The sequence below is a fragment of the Mesorhizobium sp. ESP-6-2 genome (assembly GCF_020164675.1).
GTDB lineage: Bacteria > Pseudomonadota > Alphaproteobacteria > Rhizobiales > Rhizobiaceae > Mesorhizobium.
Genome location: NZ_JAIUGT010000002.1, coordinates 830,723 through 848,639, shown reverse-complemented (window position 1 = coordinate 848,639; position 17,917 = coordinate 830,723). Strand labels below are relative to the sequence as shown.

12 protein-coding genes are annotated in these 17,917 nt (G+C 63.3%); 4 read left to right on the top strand and 8 right to left on the bottom strand.

Annotation, left to right across the window (positions count from 1 at the left end):
- Positions 1 to 3: 3 nt before the first annotated feature.
- Positions 4 to 423, bottom strand: coding sequence for a GFA family protein (locus LB532_RS09230; RefSeq protein ID WP_140548150.1), 420 nt, complete (start codon positions 421 to 423; stop codon positions 4 to 6).
- A 328-nt stretch (positions 424 to 751) separates the two neighbouring features.
- Between LB532_RS09230 and LB532_RS09225 the strand changes: the two genes are divergently transcribed.
- A complete protein-coding gene (locus LB532_RS09225; protein WP_140638854.1) occupies positions 752 to 1,822 on the top strand; it encodes a GGDEF domain-containing protein in 1,071 nt (356 codons plus the stop codon).
- A 46-nt stretch (positions 1,823 to 1,868) separates the two neighbouring features.
- Here LB532_RS09225 and LB532_RS09220 read toward each other — a convergent pair whose 3' ends face one another.
- The 3 genes from LB532_RS09220 to LB532_RS09210 all read right to left on the bottom strand — a co-directional run bounded on the left by LB532_RS09220 (position 1,869) and on the right by LB532_RS09210 (position 7,175).
- On the bottom strand, positions 1,869 to 3,242 hold the full coding sequence (locus LB532_RS09220) for a class II 3-deoxy-7-phosphoheptulonate synthase (protein ID WP_140638855.1): 1,374 nt from the start codon (positions 3,240 to 3,242) through the stop codon (positions 1,869 to 1,871).
- A 136-nt stretch (positions 3,243 to 3,378) separates the two neighbouring features.
- Entirely contained in the window at positions 3,379 to 6,876 is a 3,498-nt protein-coding gene (gene mfd / locus LB532_RS09215; RefSeq protein WP_140638856.1) for a transcription-repair coupling factor, read from the bottom strand.
- A gap of 11 nt (positions 6,877 to 6,887) precedes the next feature.
- Complete coding sequence (locus LB532_RS09210) at positions 6,888 to 7,175, bottom strand: succinate dehydrogenase assembly factor 2 (protein ID WP_140638857.1); 288 nt, start codon at positions 7,173 to 7,175, stop codon at positions 6,888 to 6,890.
- Positions 7,176 to 7,267: 92 nt separating this feature from the next.
- Between LB532_RS09210 and recG the strand changes: the two genes are divergently transcribed.
- Positions 7,268 to 9,376: an ATP-dependent DNA helicase RecG gene (gene recG, locus LB532_RS09205; protein WP_140638858.1), complete on the top strand. Its 2,109-nt coding sequence runs from the start codon at positions 7,268 to 7,270 to the stop codon at positions 9,374 to 9,376.
- On the opposite strand, the gene LB532_RS09200 is transcribed toward recG, so the two are convergent.
- From LB532_RS09200 to LB532_RS09185, 4 genes are all read right to left on the bottom strand, one after another.
- Positions 9,328 to 10,080, bottom strand: coding sequence for a DUF502 domain-containing protein (locus LB532_RS09200; protein WP_140638859.1), 753 nt, complete (start codon positions 10,078 to 10,080; stop codon positions 9,328 to 9,330). The two genes, recG and LB532_RS09200, sit on opposite strands and share 49 nt — an antisense overlap.
- A gap of 93 nt (positions 10,081 to 10,173) precedes the next feature.
- Complete coding sequence (gene glmS / locus LB532_RS09195) at positions 10,174 to 11,997, bottom strand: glutamine--fructose-6-phosphate transaminase (isomerizing) (protein WP_140638860.1); 1,824 nt, start codon at positions 11,995 to 11,997, stop codon at positions 10,174 to 10,176.
- Positions 11,998 to 12,169: 172 nt separating this feature from the next.
- Positions 12,170 to 13,528 carry a bifunctional UDP-N-acetylglucosamine diphosphorylase/glucosamine-1-phosphate N-acetyltransferase GlmU gene (gene glmU / locus LB532_RS09190; protein ID WP_140638861.1) on the bottom strand — a complete coding sequence of 453 codons (1,359 nt, stop codon included), beginning with the start codon at positions 13,526 to 13,528 and terminating at the stop codon, positions 12,170 to 12,172.
- 138 nt (positions 13,529 to 13,666) lie between these two features.
- Positions 13,667 to 14,413 carry a cytochrome c biogenesis CcdA family protein gene (locus LB532_RS09185; protein WP_140638862.1) on the bottom strand — a complete coding sequence of 249 codons (747 nt, stop codon included), beginning with the start codon at positions 14,411 to 14,413 and terminating at the stop codon, positions 13,667 to 13,669.
- Between the two features lie 157 nt (positions 14,414 to 14,570).
- Between LB532_RS09185 and LB532_RS09180 the strand changes: the two genes are divergently transcribed.
- A complete protein-coding gene (locus LB532_RS09180; protein ID WP_140525400.1) occupies positions 14,571 to 14,948 on the top strand; it encodes a hypothetical protein in 378 nt (125 codons plus the stop codon).
- 345 nt (positions 14,949 to 15,293) lie between these two features.
- On the top strand, positions 15,294 to 17,915 hold the full coding sequence (topA, locus tag LB532_RS09175) for a type I DNA topoisomerase (RefSeq protein ID WP_140638863.1): 2,622 nt from the start codon (positions 15,294 to 15,296) through the stop codon (positions 17,913 to 17,915).
- Positions 17,916 to 17,917 lie beyond the last annotated feature (2 nt).

Below are 17,917 nucleotides of genomic sequence, written 5' to 3'. Positions count from 1 at the left end.
AATTCATTCGTCGGCGACCTTCACCGAAGGGGTCGACTTCTCGAATTGAGGCAGCGCGTCGTCGATCGAATAATAATCGCCCTTGTCACCCACGAAGATGTGGCATTGGCCTTCGAGCCCTGTCGGTTCATCGAACGATCCCGCCAGAACCGAAACATAGGCGTCGTCCCGTGGTTTCCAGAAAAGCAGCGATCCGCATGTCTTGCAAAAACCGCGGCCGGCGAAGGCGGACGCCTCATACCAGGTGATGTTGTCGGCGCCGTCGATATCGATATTGGCGTCCGGGACATTGGTTGCGGCATAGAAATGTCCACTCTGCTTGCGACATTGCGAGCAATGGCAATAGATGACGCCGCGCAACGGCCCTCGCGTCCTGAAGCGAACCGCTCCGCAGAGACACGATCCCGTATGATTTTCACTCATCGCACCATCCCAAAAGAAATCGCTGCTGACAGGATCCCAGCTTTTCGGTGGCTGTGCGCAAGAAAATGCGACATGCATTTGGCGCGCTCGGGAATTGTTTGTTCACAGATGAAGGCCTGTACAGCCGGAATCAGCGGAAAACAGGCCGGATTCAGCGGATTAAGGAAACTTTAGCGCTGCTGCATTTATGATCCTCACAAGCGAAAGTCGTGAGTGGGGACGCGCCTTTTTTTCGCAAGATGGACTGGTATGGCCAGCGTCCCCCAGGTCGGCGACATTGGATGCCTGCGAATGTCGCAGCGTGTTCCCGGGGAAGAGTGAACAGAACATGCAGCCGGCAGCCGTCCAGAGCGAACGAAGCACCGATATTGCGAGCACCGTCCTCGCCACAATGCGCCAGCTCGGCGTGCTCGGCCTGCCACGCAATTACGAGATCTTCTACGAGGCCTTGAGCGGATCCAATCGCGAGCTCAGCCTTGCCGTCGTGTCGCTGAGCGGCCGACCGACGCAGGACGACCTCGACCGAATCGGACGCGCTTTCTTTGCCCAGAACCATGGCTCCGGCATCGTCGAGCACGCCAGGGAAGTCATCGCCAACGAGCTCGAGGACATCGCTTCGCTGCTGAGGAGCGAGCGCAGCCACATCGAGAAATATGGTAGGATCCTCAACGAAACGTCGAGCGGACTCGGCAGAAACAGCCTGCTGTCGCCGGATGTTCTGCAGAAGATCGTCAACGCCATGGCGGTCGCCACCAATTCGACGATCGATCATGGCCGGCAGGTTGCCTCGACGCTCAGCGACAAGACCGCGGAACTGGAAAGCGTCAAGTCGAAGCTCGAGGAATATAAGCGCCTGGCCGACACCGATCCCCTGACGCAAATCTGGAACCGTCGCGCCTTCGACAAGGAAATCACCAGGATCTACAACAGCAACAAAGGCATCCTGTTCAACGCATTGATCCTCGCCGACATCGATCGGTTCAAGGACATCAACGACAGGTACGGCCATCCTGTCGGCGACAAGATCCTTCAGATCATCGCCGATATATTCCAGTCCAGCATTCGCGCCGACATGTTCGTCGCCCGCACCGGCGGCGAGGAATTCGCGCTGATCGTCGAGGGCGCAAGCGAGGACGCCACCTACGAAATCGCCGAACGCCTTCGCGCGCTGATCGAACAGTCGCCTTTCACCAGCAGCCAGACCGGCATGAACTACGGCACCGTCACCGTCTCGATGGGCATCTGCATGGCATCCGAAGCCGAGGGCCCTGAAGACCTCTACAGCAAGGCAGACCGGGCGCTTTACCGCTCAAAGGTCAGCGGACGTAACCGCGTGACCAGGCATTCGACAATGGCGGGCCGCGCCGGCAAGAGCTGGCTGCTCTACAAGCAAGACTGATTTTTCGGCAGGAAGCGCTTTTCCTGTGAACTGCTTTGGACGAGGTTCAGCCGTTGGCGACCTGCTTGTGTTGCACCGGGTGGCTTTTCTTGAGCAGGTCCGACACCAGGAACGCCAGTTCGATGGCCTGGTCGGCATTGAGACGCGGATCGCAATGGGTGTGGTAGCGGTCTTGCAACTCCTCGGCCGTGATGGCGCGGGCCCCACCGGTGCATTCCGTCACGTTCTTGCCGGTCATCTCGACATGGATGCCGCCCGGATGCGTGCCTTCGGCGCGGTGCACCTCGAAGAAAGTCTGCACCTCCTTCAGGATGCGGTCGAACGGCCGCGTCTTGTAGCCGGCCGCCTCGATCGTGTTGCCATGCATCGGGTCGGACGACCAGACGACGCTGCGGCCCTCCTTCTGCACGGCCCGCACCAGCTTCGGCAGATGGTCGGCGACCTTGTCGGAGCCGAAGCGGGCGATCAGCGTCAGCCTGCCCGGCTCGTTCTCGGGGTTGAGCAGATCGATCAGTTCCAGCAAGCCGTCAGGCGTCAGCGATGGGCCGCATTTCAGGCCGAGCGGGTTCTTGATGCCGCGGCAATATTCGACATGCGCATGGTCCGGCTGGCGGGTGCGGTCGCCGATCCAGATCATGTGGCCAGACGTCGCGTACCAGTCGCCCGAGGTGGAATCGACACGCGTCAGCGCCTCCTCATAGCCGAGCAGCAGCGCCTCATGGCTGGTATAGAAATCGGTCTCGCGCAGCGCGAAATTGGTTTCGGAGGTGATGCCGACCGCGCGCATGAAATCCATCGTCTCGGTGATGCGATTGGCGAGCGACTCGTATTTCTCGCCTTGCGGGCTGTCGGAGACGAAGCCGAGCATCCAGCGATGCACATTCTCCAGGCTGGCGTAGCCGCCTTGTGCGAAGGCGCGCAGAAGGTTGAGCGTTGCCGCCGACTGGCGGTACGCCATCTCCTGGCGGGCAGGATCGGGAATGCGCGACTTGGCGTCGAATTCGATGCCGTTGATGATGTCGCCGCGATAGCTCGGCAGCGTCACCTCCCCCTTGGTCTCGTTGTCGGACGAGCGCGGTTTGGCGAACTGGCCCGCAACGCGGCCGATCTTCACCACCGGCTGCGCACCGGCGAAGGTCAGCACCACAGACATTTGCAGGAAGACGCGGAAGAAGTCGCGGATATTGTCCGCGCCATGTTCGGCAAAGCTTTCGGCGCAATCGCCGCCTTGGAGCAGGAATGCCTCGCCGGCAGCGACGCTGGCCAGCTGCTTCTTCAGCTTGCGCGCTTCACCGGCAAAAACCAGCGGCGGAAAGGTGGCGAGCTGGGCCTCCGTGTTCCTCAGCGCGGCAAGATCGGGATAAGCAGGCACCTGCTTGATCGGCTTTGCCCTCCACGAATTTGGCGACCATTTCGTCATCGCTGCACCCAACGCTCTTTCCGGCGAGCACCCTCGCCCGCCATTTCCAGCCCCCATGTGGGGTGGCGGCTCCATACACGAAGCCGATTTCCTATTCTAGACCGGAATTTCAGCGCTGGCGAATGGGCCGGGCTGGCTACGCCGCCTTCTCCACCAGCCGCGCCAGTTGCGTCATGACGACAGCCGAGCCTGCCAAACGCTTTTCCGCCGTTGGCCAGTCGCGGGTGAAGACGACGCTTTGGTCCGGCCGGATCTTGGCCAGCGAACCCTGCTCGCCGATGAACTTGACCAGCCCGACCGGGTTCGGAAATTCGCGCTTGCGGAAATGGATGACCACGCCCTTCGGCCCCGCATCAAGCTTCTCGACATTGGCCTTGCGGCAGAGCGCCTTGATGAAGACGATCTTGAGGAGATGCTTCACCTCCTCCGGCAGCGGGCCGAAACGGTCGATCAGCTCGGCGCCGAAAGCATCGATTTCCTCGGTGGTCTCGAGGTCGCCGAGACGCCGATAGAGCGCCAGCCTGAGCTGCAGGTCCGGCACATAGCTCTCCGGGATCATCACCGCCGTGCCCACGGCGATCTGCGGCGACCAGCCGCCATCCGGCACCTCGCCGGAATCCTTCACCTCCGCGACCGCCTCCTCCAGCATCTGCTGGTAGAGTTCGAACCCGACCTCCTTGATGTGGCCGGACTGCTCTTCGCCGAGCAGATTGCCTGCGCCTCTGATATCGAGGTCGTGGCTGGCAAGCTGGAAGCCGGCGCCCAGCGTATCGAGCGACTGCAGCACCTTCAGCCGGCGTTCGGCGGTGTCGGTCAGCTTGCGGTTGGCCGGCAGCGTGAACAGTGCATAGGCGCGCACTTTCGAGCGCCCGACACGGCCGCGCAACTGATAGAGCTGCGACAGGCCGAACATGTCGGCGCGATGGACGATCAGCGTGTTGGCGGTCGGGATGTCGAGGCCCGATTCGACGATGGTGGTCGACAAGAGAACGTCGTACTGGCCGTCGTAGAAGGCGTTCATGATGTCGTCGAGCTCGCCCGGCGGCATCTGGCCATGGGCCACTGCCACCTTCAGTTCCGGCACGGATTGGTTCAGGAAATCATGGATTTCCGCCAGATCGCTGATGCGCGGCACGACATAGAAGGAATGGCCGCCGCGATAACGCTCGCGCAATAACGTCTCGCGAATGACCAGCGGATCGAAGGGCGAGATGAAGGTGCGCACCGCCATGCGGTCGACCGGCGGCGTGGCGATCAGCGACAGTTCGCGCACGCCGGTCAATGCCAGTTGCAGCGTGCGCGGGATAGGCGTCGCCGACAGCGTCAGCACGTGGACGTCGGTCTTCAGGTCCTTCAGCCGCTCCTTGTGCTTGACGCCAAAATGCTGCTCTTCATCGATGATCAGGAGGCCGAGATTCTTGAACGAGATCGCACTGCCGAGCAGTGCGTGGGTGCCGACCACGATATCCACCGTCCCTTCGGCGATCCCCTTCTTGGTCTCTGCCAAGTCCTTTGCGCCGACCAGCCGCGATGCCTGGGCGACGCGGATCGGCAGGCCGGAAAAGCGCTGCGAGAAGGTCTTGAAATGCTGGCGCGACAACAGCGTTGTCGGCACCACCACCGCGACCTGGAACCCTTCCATCGCCGCAATGAAGGCAGCGCGCAGCGCCACTTCCGTCTTGCCGAAGCCGACATCGCCGCAGATCAGCCGGTCCATCGGCTTGCCGGCCGCCAGATCGTCCCTGACGGAATCGATCGCCGTCTGCTGGTCATCGGTCTCCTCATAGGGGAAGCGCGCGGCGAACTCGCCGTAGAGGCCTTCCGCCGGCACCAGCGGAGGTGCAGCGCGCATCTGCCGTTCGGCGGCGATGCGGATCAACTGCCCGGCCATGTCGAGCAGGCGTTTCTTCAGCCGCGCCTTGCGCGATTGCCAGGCGCCACCGCCGAGCTTGTCGAGTGTCGCCTCGGCTGTATCGGAGCCGTAGCGCGACAGGAGCTCGATGTTTTCCACCGGCAGGAACAGCCGGTCGTCGCCGGCATAGTGGATTTCCAGGCAATCATGCGGCGCCCCGACGGCTTCGATTGTGCGCAGGCCGATGAAGCGGCCAATGCCGTGGTCGGCATGGACGACGATGTCGCCAGCCGACAGGGCCGAGGCTTCGGCAATGAAGTCGGACGCGCGCTTCTTGCGCTTGGAGCGCCGGATCAGCCGATCGCCCAAAATGTCCTGTTCGGCGACGACGACCAGTCTTTCGGTCTCGAAACCGGATTCCAGCGGCAGCACGGCCAATGCCGCCTGCCCCGGCTCGAGTTTCTCCGCCTCCGCCAAGGTCGCCACCGGCGCAAGATTGCCCAGACGATGTTCGGCGAGAATTTGGCCGAGCCGGTCGAGCGAGCCCTCGGTCCAGCCGGCGACAATGACGCGGCGGCGTGCCGCACGTTCGTCGGCGATGTGCTTCACCACGACGTCGAAGACATTGACGTTCGGGTCGGCGCGCTCTTCCGCGAAGCTGCGGCCATGGCGCGAGCCGGCATGGAAGACCTTTTTGGCGCCCGCATCGGGAGCGTCGAAGGCCGTGAAGTCGATCGCTTCGCGCGGTCCGAGCGAAGCGACGAGATTTTCCGGCGAAAGGTAAAGCAGGTCCGGCGCCACCGGCTTGTAGGGCACCGCGTCCTTCAGCGCACCTTCGGTCTGCTTCTTGCGCGCCTCGTAATGGTCGAGGATCAGCGTGTGGCGTTCGGCAAGCGCTTCATGCGCCAGATGGTCGAAAACGACGGGCGTGTCCGGCAGATAGTCGAACACGGTCTCCAGCCGCTCATAGAAGAATGGCAGCCAGTGTTCCATGCCCGCGAAGCGCCGGCCTTCGCTAACCGCGGCGTAAAGCCCATCGTCACGCGACGGCGCCCCGAACGCTTCGATATAGGCGCGGCGGAAGCGGCTGATCGTCTCGGGCGTCAGCGCCACCTCGCTCATCGCCTGCAGCGCCATGGACTTGCGCTGCCCGGTGGTGCGCTGCGTGGCCACATCGAAGACGCGGATCGATTCCAGCGTATCGCCAAAAAAATCGAGCCTCAGCGCCTCGGTCCAGCCGGGTGCGAAAAGGTCAAGGATGCCGCCGCGTACGGCGAACTCGCCGATGCCGCGCACCGTTGGCACCCGCTCGAAGCCCGATGTCTCCAGCCGCGACACCAGCCCGTTCATATCGATCTGGTTGCCAGGTTTGGCGTGAAAGGTCTGCGCCTCGATGAGATCCGCGGGCGGAATGCGCTGGAGCAGCGCATTGGCGGTGGTGAGAATGACGGCGCGATGCGGCTTCCTCGCCAGCGCGATCATGGCGGCGAGCGCGTCGAGCCGCCGGGCGGCCGCATCCGAGCCGGGCGAGACGCGGTCATAGGGCAGGCAGTCCCAAGCGGGCAGTTCCAGCACCGGCAGGCCGGGCGCGGCAAAGGCCAGCGCCTCTGTGATTGCCGGCAGGCGCTGCCCGTCGCGCGCCACGAACAGCACGGGCTTGTCGGGCGCGATTTCGCGCGCCGCCTGCACCAGCGCGAAGGCTTCATAGCCGTCGGCGACGCCGTCGACGATGAACTGGCCGGCGCGGCCTTTCGGCAAGCCGATGGTGGGAATGAGGCTCATGGAAACGTTCTTCAAAAGGTCATTGTCCGGCGCGAAGCCATGATTTTTTGCAGGACCGCACAATCGATGTCGGCGGGAACAGAACGTTCGCCGGTGATCAAGGGCAGGAATTCGGTGTCGGGAATATCGAGAAGCTTCTCATATTGGTCGATTTCGTCGCCGGTCAAGGCGCCGATCTCGGCATCGGCGAAAGTGCCGAGGATAAGGTCCATCTCGCGCATGCCACGGTGCCAGGAGCGGAACAAGAGCTTGCGGCGGCGGGCATCGAGCCCCTCGCTTGATCGTTTCGTTCCTGTCATTGTGCCGCATCCTCACTTGCTGCGGCGCATATAGCGTGGATAGAAGGGGCTGTCAGCCTTGCGCTGCAGCCGTCGCGACATAAGCTGACATCATGCGTCCTTCCATCCTCGACCCGCTTTTCGTCCCGATCACGTCGCTTGCAGGTGTCGGGCCGAAGGTCGGCGCGCTGATCGAAAAGGTCGTCGCGGCCGATCTCGGCGACCGCGCGGCGCGCGCCGGCGATCTCCTGTTCGTGCTGCCGCATACCGTCATCGACCGCCGCAACCGGCCGGGCATTGCCGGCTCGGCCGAAGGCGCCATCGTAACGCTCGACGTGCGCATCGACCGCCACCAGCCGCCGCCGCGCGGCAACAGGTCGGTGCCTTACCGGGTCTACGCGCATGACGATACCGGCGAAGTGGCGCTGACCTTCTTCCACGCCCACGCTGCGTATCTGGAAAAATCGATGCCGGTGGGCGAGCATGTCGTGGTTTCCGGCCGCATGGAATGGTTCAACGGGCGCCCGACCATGGTCCATCCGGATCATATTGCCTTGGCCAGCGACGCCGAAAACCTGCCGCTGGTCGAGCCTGTCTATCCCCTCACGGCAGGACTGTCCGGCAAGGTGCTGCGCCGCGCCATCGGCCAGGCGCTCGGCCGTCTGCCGGAGCTGCCCGAGTGGCAGGATGGAGCTTTCATGCGCCGCCAGAGCTTCCCGTCTTTCGGTGACGCGCTGGCCCGCATCCATCATCCCACGGACCCGATCGATGTCGCCATCGAAGGCGCCGCGTGGCGGCGCCTCGCCTATGACGAGTTGCTGGCGGGCCAGGTCTCGCTGGCCCTGGTCCGGTCGAAGGTCCGCAGGCTGTCCGGCCGGCCACTCACCGGCGACGGCCAGGTTGTCGAGAAGCTGCGCGCGGCCCTGCCCTATTCGTTGACCGCGTCCCAGGAATTCGCGCTCGCCGAAATCAATGCAGACCTCGCCGACCCCGAGCGCATGCTGCGCCTCCTGCAAGGCGACGTCGGCTCCGGCAAGACGGTCGTCGCGCTGCTGGCCATGGCGCGGGCCGTCGAGGCTGGCGGCCAGGCTGCCCTGATGGCGCCGACCGAAATCCTGGCGCGCCAGCATCTGGCGACGATCGCCCCTTTGGCGGAACAGGCAGGCATGCGCACGGCCATCCTCACCGGTCGCGAAAAGGGCCGCGAACGCGCCGAAACGCTGGCGGGACTGGCAGGCGGCGAGATCGACATCGTCATCGGCACCCACGCGCTGTTCCAGGAAGCGGTGGCGTTCCACGACCTCGTCCTCGCCGTCGTGGACGAGCAGCATCGCTTCGGCGTTCACCAGCGGCTTGCCATCACCGCCAAGGGCGACGCGCCAGACATGCTGGTGATGACGGCAACCCCCATTCCGCGCACGCTGGTGCTGACCGCCTTCGGCGATATGGACGTCTCCAAGCTGACGGAAAAGCCGGTCGGCCGCCAGCCGATCCGCACCGTCACGCTGCCGCTTGAGCGGCTGGACGAACTCGTCGATCGCATGGTGGAAGCCGTGGCCGGCGGCCAGAAAATCTACTGGATATGCCCGCTTGTGGAAGAATCCGAAGAGATAAAGCTGATGTCGGCCGAGGACCGCTTTGCTTTATTGAAGCCGCTGTTCGGCGACCGGATCGGCCTTGTCCACGGCCGCATGAAGGGCGCCGAGAAGGACGAAGCGATGCGCGCCTTCAAGCAGGGCGAGACACGTATCCTGATTGCCACGACCGTCATCGAGGTCGGCGTCGACGTGCCGGACGCGACCATCATGGTCATCGAACACGCCGAACGTTTCGGCCTCGCCCAGTTGCACCAGTTGCGCGGCCGCGTCGGGCGCGGCGACAAGCCTTCGTCATGCGTATTGCTCTACAAGGATCCGCTCGGCGAAACGGCCAAGCGGCGCCTGTCGGTGATGCGCGAGACCGAGGATGGCTTCGTAATCGCCGAGGAGGACCTGAAGCTGCGCGGCGAAGGCGAATTGCTTGGCACCCGTCAGTCCGGTACGCCGGGCTTCCAGGTCGCGCGCATCGAGGCGCATGCGGACCTGCTCGAGGCGGCGCGCGATGACGCAAGGCTGATCCTGTCACAGGATCCGGACCTGCAGACCGAGCGCGGCGAAGCGCTGCGCCTGCTGCTCTACTTGTTCGGCCGCGACGAGGCGGTGCGGCTCCTGCGGGCGGGATAAGGCCCGAGCGGCGGATTGGCCAGGGTGCCCGTGATCGGCTCGCCATTCAGCGTCACAAGCTTCGTTTTCACCTCCGGCGCCACCAGCCCGGCCGAGACGATCAGCTTGGCGCCATCCTCGATCGTCATGTCGAGCAGCACGATGTCCGACTTCGGCACATACATCAGGAAACCCGTCGTTGGATTGGGTGTGCAGGGCATGAAGACAGCAGTCAGCGGGTCGCCTTCCTGGTCGAGCTTCTGGTTGATCTCGGTTTCCTTTTCGCTGGCCACGAACACCAGCGACCAGACCCCCTTGCGCGGATATTCGACCAAGCCGACCTGACGGAACACGTCGCCTTTGTTCGACAGCACGGTCTCGAAAATCTGCTTCAGCGAGCGATAGATGCCCCGCACCAGCGGCATGCGGCCAAGCAGGCGCTCGCCGAAATTGACGATGGCGCGGCCCACTATATTGGCAGTCATGAACCCGATCAGCGTGATCAGGACGAGCGCCACGATCAGTCCAAACCCCGGAACCGGGAATGGCAGGTAGGTATCGGGACTATAGCGTGCCGGAATATAGGGTTTGACCCAGGAATCCACCCAGCCGATGAAGGACCACGCGATATAGGCGGTGATCGCAAGCGGCGCGCAGACGACGAAGCCCGTGAGGAAATAGTTCCTCAGCCGGGTCATGCCGGAGGTCTTGAGAGCATCTGACATGGTTCACCGGGCGCGAGTTGCAGCGCAAACATTAGTGAACCGGAAGGCGCTTTGGAACTGCGAAGTTTTTAAAGCACCTGTTTAAAAAAACACCTACTCCACCGTCACCGATTTCGCCAGATTGCGCGGCTGATCGACATCGGTGCCCATGAACACGGCGGCGAAATAGGCCAGCATCTGGATCGGCAGCGCGTAGATGATCGGCGAGATGATTTCCGGCACGTCCGGAAGGATGATCGTCTCCATCGTCTTCACGCTCGCCTGCGCGGCGCCCTTGGCGTCGGTGATCAGGATGATCTTGCCGCCGCGCGCCGCCACTTCCTGCATGTTGGACACGGTCTTCTCGAAGATGCGGTCATGCGGCGCGATGACGATGACCGGCATGTTCTCGTCGATGAGGGCGATCGGCCCGTGCTTCAACTCGCCCGCCGCATAGCCTTCGGCGTGGATGTAGGAGATCTCCTTGAGCTTCAGCGCGCCTTCCATGGCGAGCGGGAAATTGGTGTCGCGTCCGAGATAGAGCACGTCCTTGTAGCGCGACAGTTCCCGCGCGATCCGTTCGATCTGCTCTTCGAGCTTGAGCACCTGGTTGGCATAGCGAGGCGCCTCGGAAAGCGCCCGGACCAGCGACTTTTCCTCGTCCCGCGAGATCGTGCCGCGCGCCACGCCCGCCCGGACGGCAAGCGAGGCCAGCACCGACAACTGGCAGGTGAAGGCCTTGGTCGAGGCGACGCCGATCTCCGGCCCGGCCAGCGTCGGCAGGATCACGTCGGATTCACGCGCCATGGTCGATTCCCGCACGTTGACGACGGCGCCGATCTTCATGCCGGCCTTGCGGCAATAGCGCAGCGAGGCCAGCGTGTCGGCGGTCTCGCCCGACTGCGAGATGAAGAAGGCGGCGTCGTTCTTCGACAGCGGCATTTCGCGGTAGCGAAATTCGGAGGCGACATCGATGTCGACCGGCAGCCGCGCGTAGCGCTCGAACCAGTATTTGCTGATCAGTCCGGCCAGATAAGCAGTGCCGCAGGCCGAAATCGCCAGCCGGTCGATGGTGGCGAAGTCGAATGGCAGGTCGAGCGGCTTGGAGACGCCGGAAACAAAATCAACATAATGCGCCAGCGTGTGCGAGATCACCTCCGGCTGCTCATGGATTTCCTTCTCCATGAAGTGGCGGCGATTGCCCTTGTCGACCATGAAGCTGGTCGAGAGCGACTGCTGGCGCTTGCGGTCGACCTTTTTGCCGTCGATGTCGAAGATGGCGACGCCGCTGCGGCGCACCACCGCCCAGTCGCCATCTTCCAGATAAGTGATCGAATTGGTGAACGGGGCAAGCGCGATGGCGTCGGAGCCCAGGAACATCTCGCCGTCGCCATGGCCGACCGCCAGTGGCGGGCCGTTGCGGGCGCCGACGATGAGGTCCTCGTCGCCCGTGAACATAATCGCCAGCGCAAAGGCGCCTTCCAGCCGCTTGAGCGCCTTGTGCGCGGCATCGACCGGCTTCAAGCCTTTGGCGACTTCCCGCGCCACCAGATGCGCGACGACCTCGGTGTCGGTCTGCGACGAGAAGGAATAGCCGTCGCGGATCAGTTCGTCGCGCAGCTCGGCGAAATTCTCGATGATGCCGTTGTGGACGATGGCGACGCCATCGGAAAAATGCGGATGCGCGTTGATCTCGTTCGGCACGCCATGCGTGGCCCAGCGGGTGTGACCGATGCCGATCGTGCCGTCGAGCGGCTCGTCCTTCAGCCGGCGTTCGAGATTGACCAGCTTGCCTTCGGCGCGGCGGCGGCCAAGCGCCCCCTTCTCTATGGTGGCAACGCCGGCCGAATCGTAGCCGCGATATTCAAGCCGCTTCAGCGCATCGACGATGAGCGGCGCAACCTGCGAATGGCCGACAATTCCAACGATACCGCACATGCAGACAGTCCCCAATCCCCTGCAGAACCCGGCGCTATCTACGGATTGCCGGGCTCCCGCGAAAGTCACTTTGCGTTTCGTTCCGTGTAGGGAACAGTCTCGTACGCATGCATCATGACACAGCGCACTTGCAATCCAGTTACTGCAATCGTTCAGTTTTTGAAGACCGGTTTTACCTCTTTTTGGCAACCGCGGCCGACGCGAAGCGCTCGCGCAATTCCTTCCCTTTGCCGGGGATCGTCTTCTGGCGGGCACGCCCGAAGGCCAGCGCATCATCGGGCACGCTCTCGGTGATGACGCTGCCCGAGGCGATGTAGCCGCCCTTGCCAATGGTGACCGGCGCCACCAGCGAGGTATTCGAGCCGACAAAGGCACCCTCGCCGATATCGGTGAAGTGCTTCAGATACCCGTCATAATTGCAGGTGATCGTGCCGGCGCCGATATTGGCCCCGGCGCCCACTCGTGCGTCGCCGATATAGGTCAGATGGTTGACCTTGGCGCCCTCCTCGATGACAGCCTGCTTGACCTCGCAGAAATTGCCGACCTTGGCTTTTTGTCCGAGATCGGCGCCCGGTCGCAGCCGCGCGAAGGGGCCGACATCGCAATGAGCGGCGACGATGGCGCCCTCGATATGGCTGAAGGCGTGAATCCTGGCGCCGCCGGCGATCTTCACACCCGGCCCGAACCAGACGTTCGGCTCGACAATGGTATCGGCGCCGATCTCGGTGTCGTGGGAGAAGAAAACGGTCTCCGGCGCGATCAGCGTCACGCCCGAAAGCATCGCCTCATGGCGACGGCGCTGCTGCCAAATGCCTTCGGCTTGCGCCAGTTCGGCGCGGTTGTTGATACCGAGCGCGTTCTCGAACGTGGCTTCCGTCGCGACGACATCAAGGCCTTGTTCGCTGGCAAACTCGACGATATCGGTGAGGTAATACTCGCCCTTGGCGTTCTTGTTGCCGACCGCGTCGAGCAGTTTCAGCGCCTGGCTGCCGGCAATCGCCATCAGCCCGCCATTGCAGAAGGTGATCTTCTTCTCCTCGTCGGAGCAGTCCTTTTCCTCGCGGATGGCGACGAGCTTGCCACCTTTTTCGATCAGGCGGCCATAGCCGGTGGGGTTCGCCGTGCGGAAGCCGATGACGACGACGGCAGCACCTTGCGCCAGCTTCAGGCGCGCCGCCGTGAGCGCGCCCGGATCGATCAGCGGCGTATCGCCGAACATGACGAGAATATCGTCGTAACCCTTTGATATCGCGGCGCGCGCGGCAAGCACAGCATGCGCGGTGCCGAGGCGCTTTTCCTGAACGAAAGCCTCTGCCTTCGGCGCGAATTTCTGCGCCGCCTTGCGCATCTCCTCGGCGCCGTGGCCGATCACCAGCGCTAGGTCGCCAGCACCCGCCGCCTCGGCCGCCTTGACCACATGCGCGACCATCGGCAGCCCGGCGATCTGGTGCAGCACCTTGGGCAGCGCGCTCTTCATGCGCGTGCCTTCGCCGGCGGCGAGGATGATGGACAGGCATGTTCTCTGGCTCATGGAAGGACAACCATAGGAAAAGCGTTGGGACTCAAATCATGCTAGCAGCGGCGCCATGCTGCACCAATGCGGTTAAATTCCGGTGAGATGGCTGAGCAATTGACTTTTAATCAGTAAGCGCACCGCCTGTTGAGTTACTTACCCCAGGCGACCCAGCACCGGAAAATTCTCCAGCAGCCAATAGGATACGGTCTGCACGCCGCCGGTGAGGAAAAACACGCCGGCGACGACCAGCAACGCGCCGATCGCCTTCTCCACGCGGCCGAGATGGACGCGGAATTTGCCGAGAAAGCGCATGAAGGCGCCGGAAAACAGTGCCGCTATCAGGAACGGAATGCCCAGCCCGAGCGAATAGGCGGCGAGCAGCAATGCGCCCTCGCCCACCGTCTCGCGGCCGCCGGCCAGCGTCAGGATCGGCCCCAGCACCGGGCCGATGCACGGCGTCCAGCCGAATGCGAAGGCCAGCCCCATGACATAGGCCGCTACCGCGCTTGCCGGTTTGCCCTGTGACTGGAAACGCGCCTCGCGCGACAAAAGCGGAATGCGCAGGATGCCGAGGAAATTCAGGCCCATCAGGATGATCAGCACGCCGGCGCCCATCGCCAGCGGCTCCTGCCACACGCGCAGGAGGCGGCCAATGGTCGAGGCGCCGGCGCCCAGCGCGACGAACACGGTCGAGAAGCCGAGCACGAAGGCAATCGAGGAATAAAGCAGCGCGGTGCGGGCGCCGGCTTTGGCGGCCGCTCCGGCATTGCCGCGAAAATCGTCGACCGACACACCAGCCATGTAGCAGAGATAGGGCGGCACCAGCGGCAGCACGCAAGGCGACAGGAACGAGATCGCCCCTGCCCCGACCGCGCTGACATAGCCTATATCCAGTGCCATTCCAGAACTCCGACTTTACGGCGCCGATATAGCGACGCCCCGGGCCCTCTGCCAATCACCATTGTGTTGGCATGCCCGGGAATAAACATCGGTGCCCGCGCGTTGATCGAGCGAGGCCGCGATTGCCGCGCATCCTCGGATCAGCAGGGAGATTTCGATGAAAACCGTGACACTAGGGTTGGCCGCGCTTTTGCTCAGCACCGCCGCGTCTTTCGCAGCAGAGGCCTGGAAGGAGGCCGAGGTCGGCGGCACCAAGATCTACACCGATGCCAACGGCATGACGCTCTATACCTATGACAAGGACGAGAAAGGCAAGACCAACTGCTATGACAAATGCGCCACAAACTGGCCGCCGCTGAAGGCCGAGGCCGGCGCCAAGGCGGACGATGAATGGACCGTCGTCGACCGCACCGACGGCACCAAGATGTGGGCCTATGACGGCAAGCCCGTCTACACATTCATCAAGGACAAGAAGGCCGGCGATGTGTCGGGCGATGGCGTCGGCGGCGTCTGGCATATCGTAAAGGCCGACTAAGGCTGCCACCTTAACTTCGACGTTGCTGCCGGGCGGGCCTCCAACGCCTGGCAGCCCGCATCAGACACGCTGGCGCGGCATTTGGCCCAATCCATAGGGGCGCCGGCGACTCATCGGCGCCAATTTGAGCCGCTCCTCACCGCTCCAGCCATTTGTCTCAGTTACCCCTCAACAATGTGATCTTCTCCATACACTCTTAGAGTGTATCGCTGTCGGCACTCTTGCAATTTGGCCGCTTCCCCTTGACCGGATGCAAAAGCGCGGCCATGTGAGCGACGAACAGAACCGAGATTTCGTCGCGCGCAGCGGAATTCTTCTGCCGCATCACAGCTGATATGAGCCCTCATGGACGTCGTCGTCGTCGAATCGCCGGCCAAGGCGAAGACAATCAACAAATACCTCGGCAGGAACTACAAGGTTCTGGCCTCGTTCGGCCATGTCCGTGATTTGCCGGCCAAGGACGGCTCGGTGCGACCGGACGAGGATTTCGCCATGTCCTGGGCGGTCGACACGGCCTCCGGCAAGCGCCTCGCCGACATCGCCAAGGCGGTCAAGGACGCCGACGGCCTGATCCTCGCCACCGACCCGGACCGCGAGGGCGAAGCCATTTCCTGGCACGTGCTGGAAGTCTTGCGGCAGAAGCGCGCGCTGAAGGACAAGCCGGTCAGCCGCGTCGTCTTCAACGCCATCACCAAGAGCTCGGTGCTCGAGGCGATGGCCAATCCACGCCAGATCGATGCACCGCTGGTCGACGCCTATCTCGCCCGCCGGGCACTGGACTATCTCGTCGGCTTCACGCTCTCGCCGGTACTGTGGCGCAAGCTCCCCGGAGCCCGTTCCGCCGGCCGCGTCCAGTCGGTCGCCTTGCGGCTGGTCTGCGACCGCGAATCCGAGATCGAACGCTTCATCCGCGAGGAATACTGGCAGATCGCTGCCATCCTCGGCACGCCGCGCAACGAAAATTTCGAGGCGCGCCTGACCGCTTTCGAGCGCAAGAAATTGCAAAAGCTCGACATCGCCAACAAGGCGCAGGCCGACGACATCAAGGCCATGCTCGAGGGCGCGGCCTTCAAGGCGCTGTCCGTCGAGGCAAAACCCACCAAGCGCAATCCAGGCCCGCCCTTCACCACCTCGACATTGCAGCAGGCCGCCTCCTCGGGCCTCGGCTTTTCGGCCAACCGCACGATGCAGGTGGCGCAGCGCCTCTATGAGGGAATGGAGATCGGCGGCGAGACCACCGGCCTGATCACCTATATGCGAACCGACGGCGTGCAGATGGCGCCCGAGGCGATCGACGCCGCACGCGATGCCATCGCCAAGGAATTCGGCCCGAAATACCTGCCGGAGAAGCCGCGTTTTTACACGACCAAGGCCAAGAATGCCCAGGAAGCGCACGAAGCGATCCGCCCGACCGACTTCATGCGCACGCCGGCATCGGTCAGGCAATATCTCGATGCCGACCAGATGCGGCTCTACGAATTGATCTGGAAGCGCGCCATCGCCAGCCAGATGCAGCCGGCCGAGATCGAGCGCACCACGGTCGAGATCGAGGCGGTCAACGGCACGCGCACAGCCGAGTTGCGCGCCGTCGGTTCAGTCGTGCGCTTCGATGGTTTCATCGCCGCCTATACCGACCAGAAGGACGATGATTCCGAGGACGAGGAAAACCGCCGCCTGCCCGAAATCCGCGCCGGCGAGCAGCTTGCCCGCCAGGCGATCAACGCCACCCAGCACACGACCGAACCGCCGCCGCGCTATTCCGAAGCTTCGCTGATCAAGAAGCTGGAGGAGCTCGGCATCGGCCGGCCGTCGACCTACACGGCGATCCTGAAGACGCTCGAGGACCGCGATTATGTCACCATCGACAAGCGCCGGCTTGTGCCGCAGGCAAAGGGCCGGCTGCTGTCCGCCTTCCTGGAAAGCTTCTTCGAGCGTTATGTCGAATACGATTTCACCGCATCGCTCGAGGAAAAGCTCGACGAGATCTCCGACGGCAAGCTCGCCTGGAAGGACGTCCTGCGCGATTTCTGGAATGATTTTTCCGGCGCCGTCGCCGACATCAAGGAACTGCGCGTCACCGACGTGCTCGATGCGCTGAACGAGGAACTGGCGCCGCTGGTCTTCCCTGCCCGGGAGGACGGCTCCAATCCGCGCATCTGCCCCAAATGCGGCACCGGCAATTTGTCGCTCAAGCTCGGCAAGTTCGGCGCCTTCGTCGGCTGTTCGAACTATCCCGAATGCTCCTTCACCCGCCAGCTTGGCGACGCCGCCAACCCCAATGGCGAGAATGGCGGCGGCGAAGACGGCACCAAAGTGCTCGGCAAGGATCCCTACACGGCTGAGGAGATCACGCTGCGCAGCGGCCGCTTCGGTCCCTACATCCAGCGCGGCGACGGCAAGGAAGCCAAGCGTTCCAGCTTGCCCAAGGGCTGGACGCCTGATTCGATCGACCATGAGAAGGCGCTTGCCCTGCTTTCCCTGCCGCGCGATGTCGGCAAGCATCCGGAAACCGGCAAGATGATCTCGGCCGGGCTTGGCCGCTACGGGCCTTTCGTGCTGCATGACGGTACCTACGCCAATCTCGACAGCATCGAGGATGTGTTCTCGATCGGGCTCAACCGCGCCGTTTCGGTGATCGCCGAGAAGCAGTTGAAGGGCAAGGGCGGCCGTAATGGCGGCACTGCGGCAGCCCTCAAGGAGCTTGGCGATCATCCCGACGGCGGCGGCAAGATCGTCGTGCGCGACGGCAAGTACGGGCCTTACGTCAATTTCGGCAAGGTCAATGCCACGCTGCCCAAGGGCAAGGATCCGCAATCGGTGACGATGGAGGATGCGCTGGCGCTGATCGCCGAGAAGGAAGCCAAGGGCGGCGGCGGCAAGAAGCCTTTCCGCAAGGCGGCGGCGGCCAAGGCCCCCGCTACCAAGAAGACGGCGGCCAAGAAGCCTGCCGCCAACAAAAAGGGATAGAA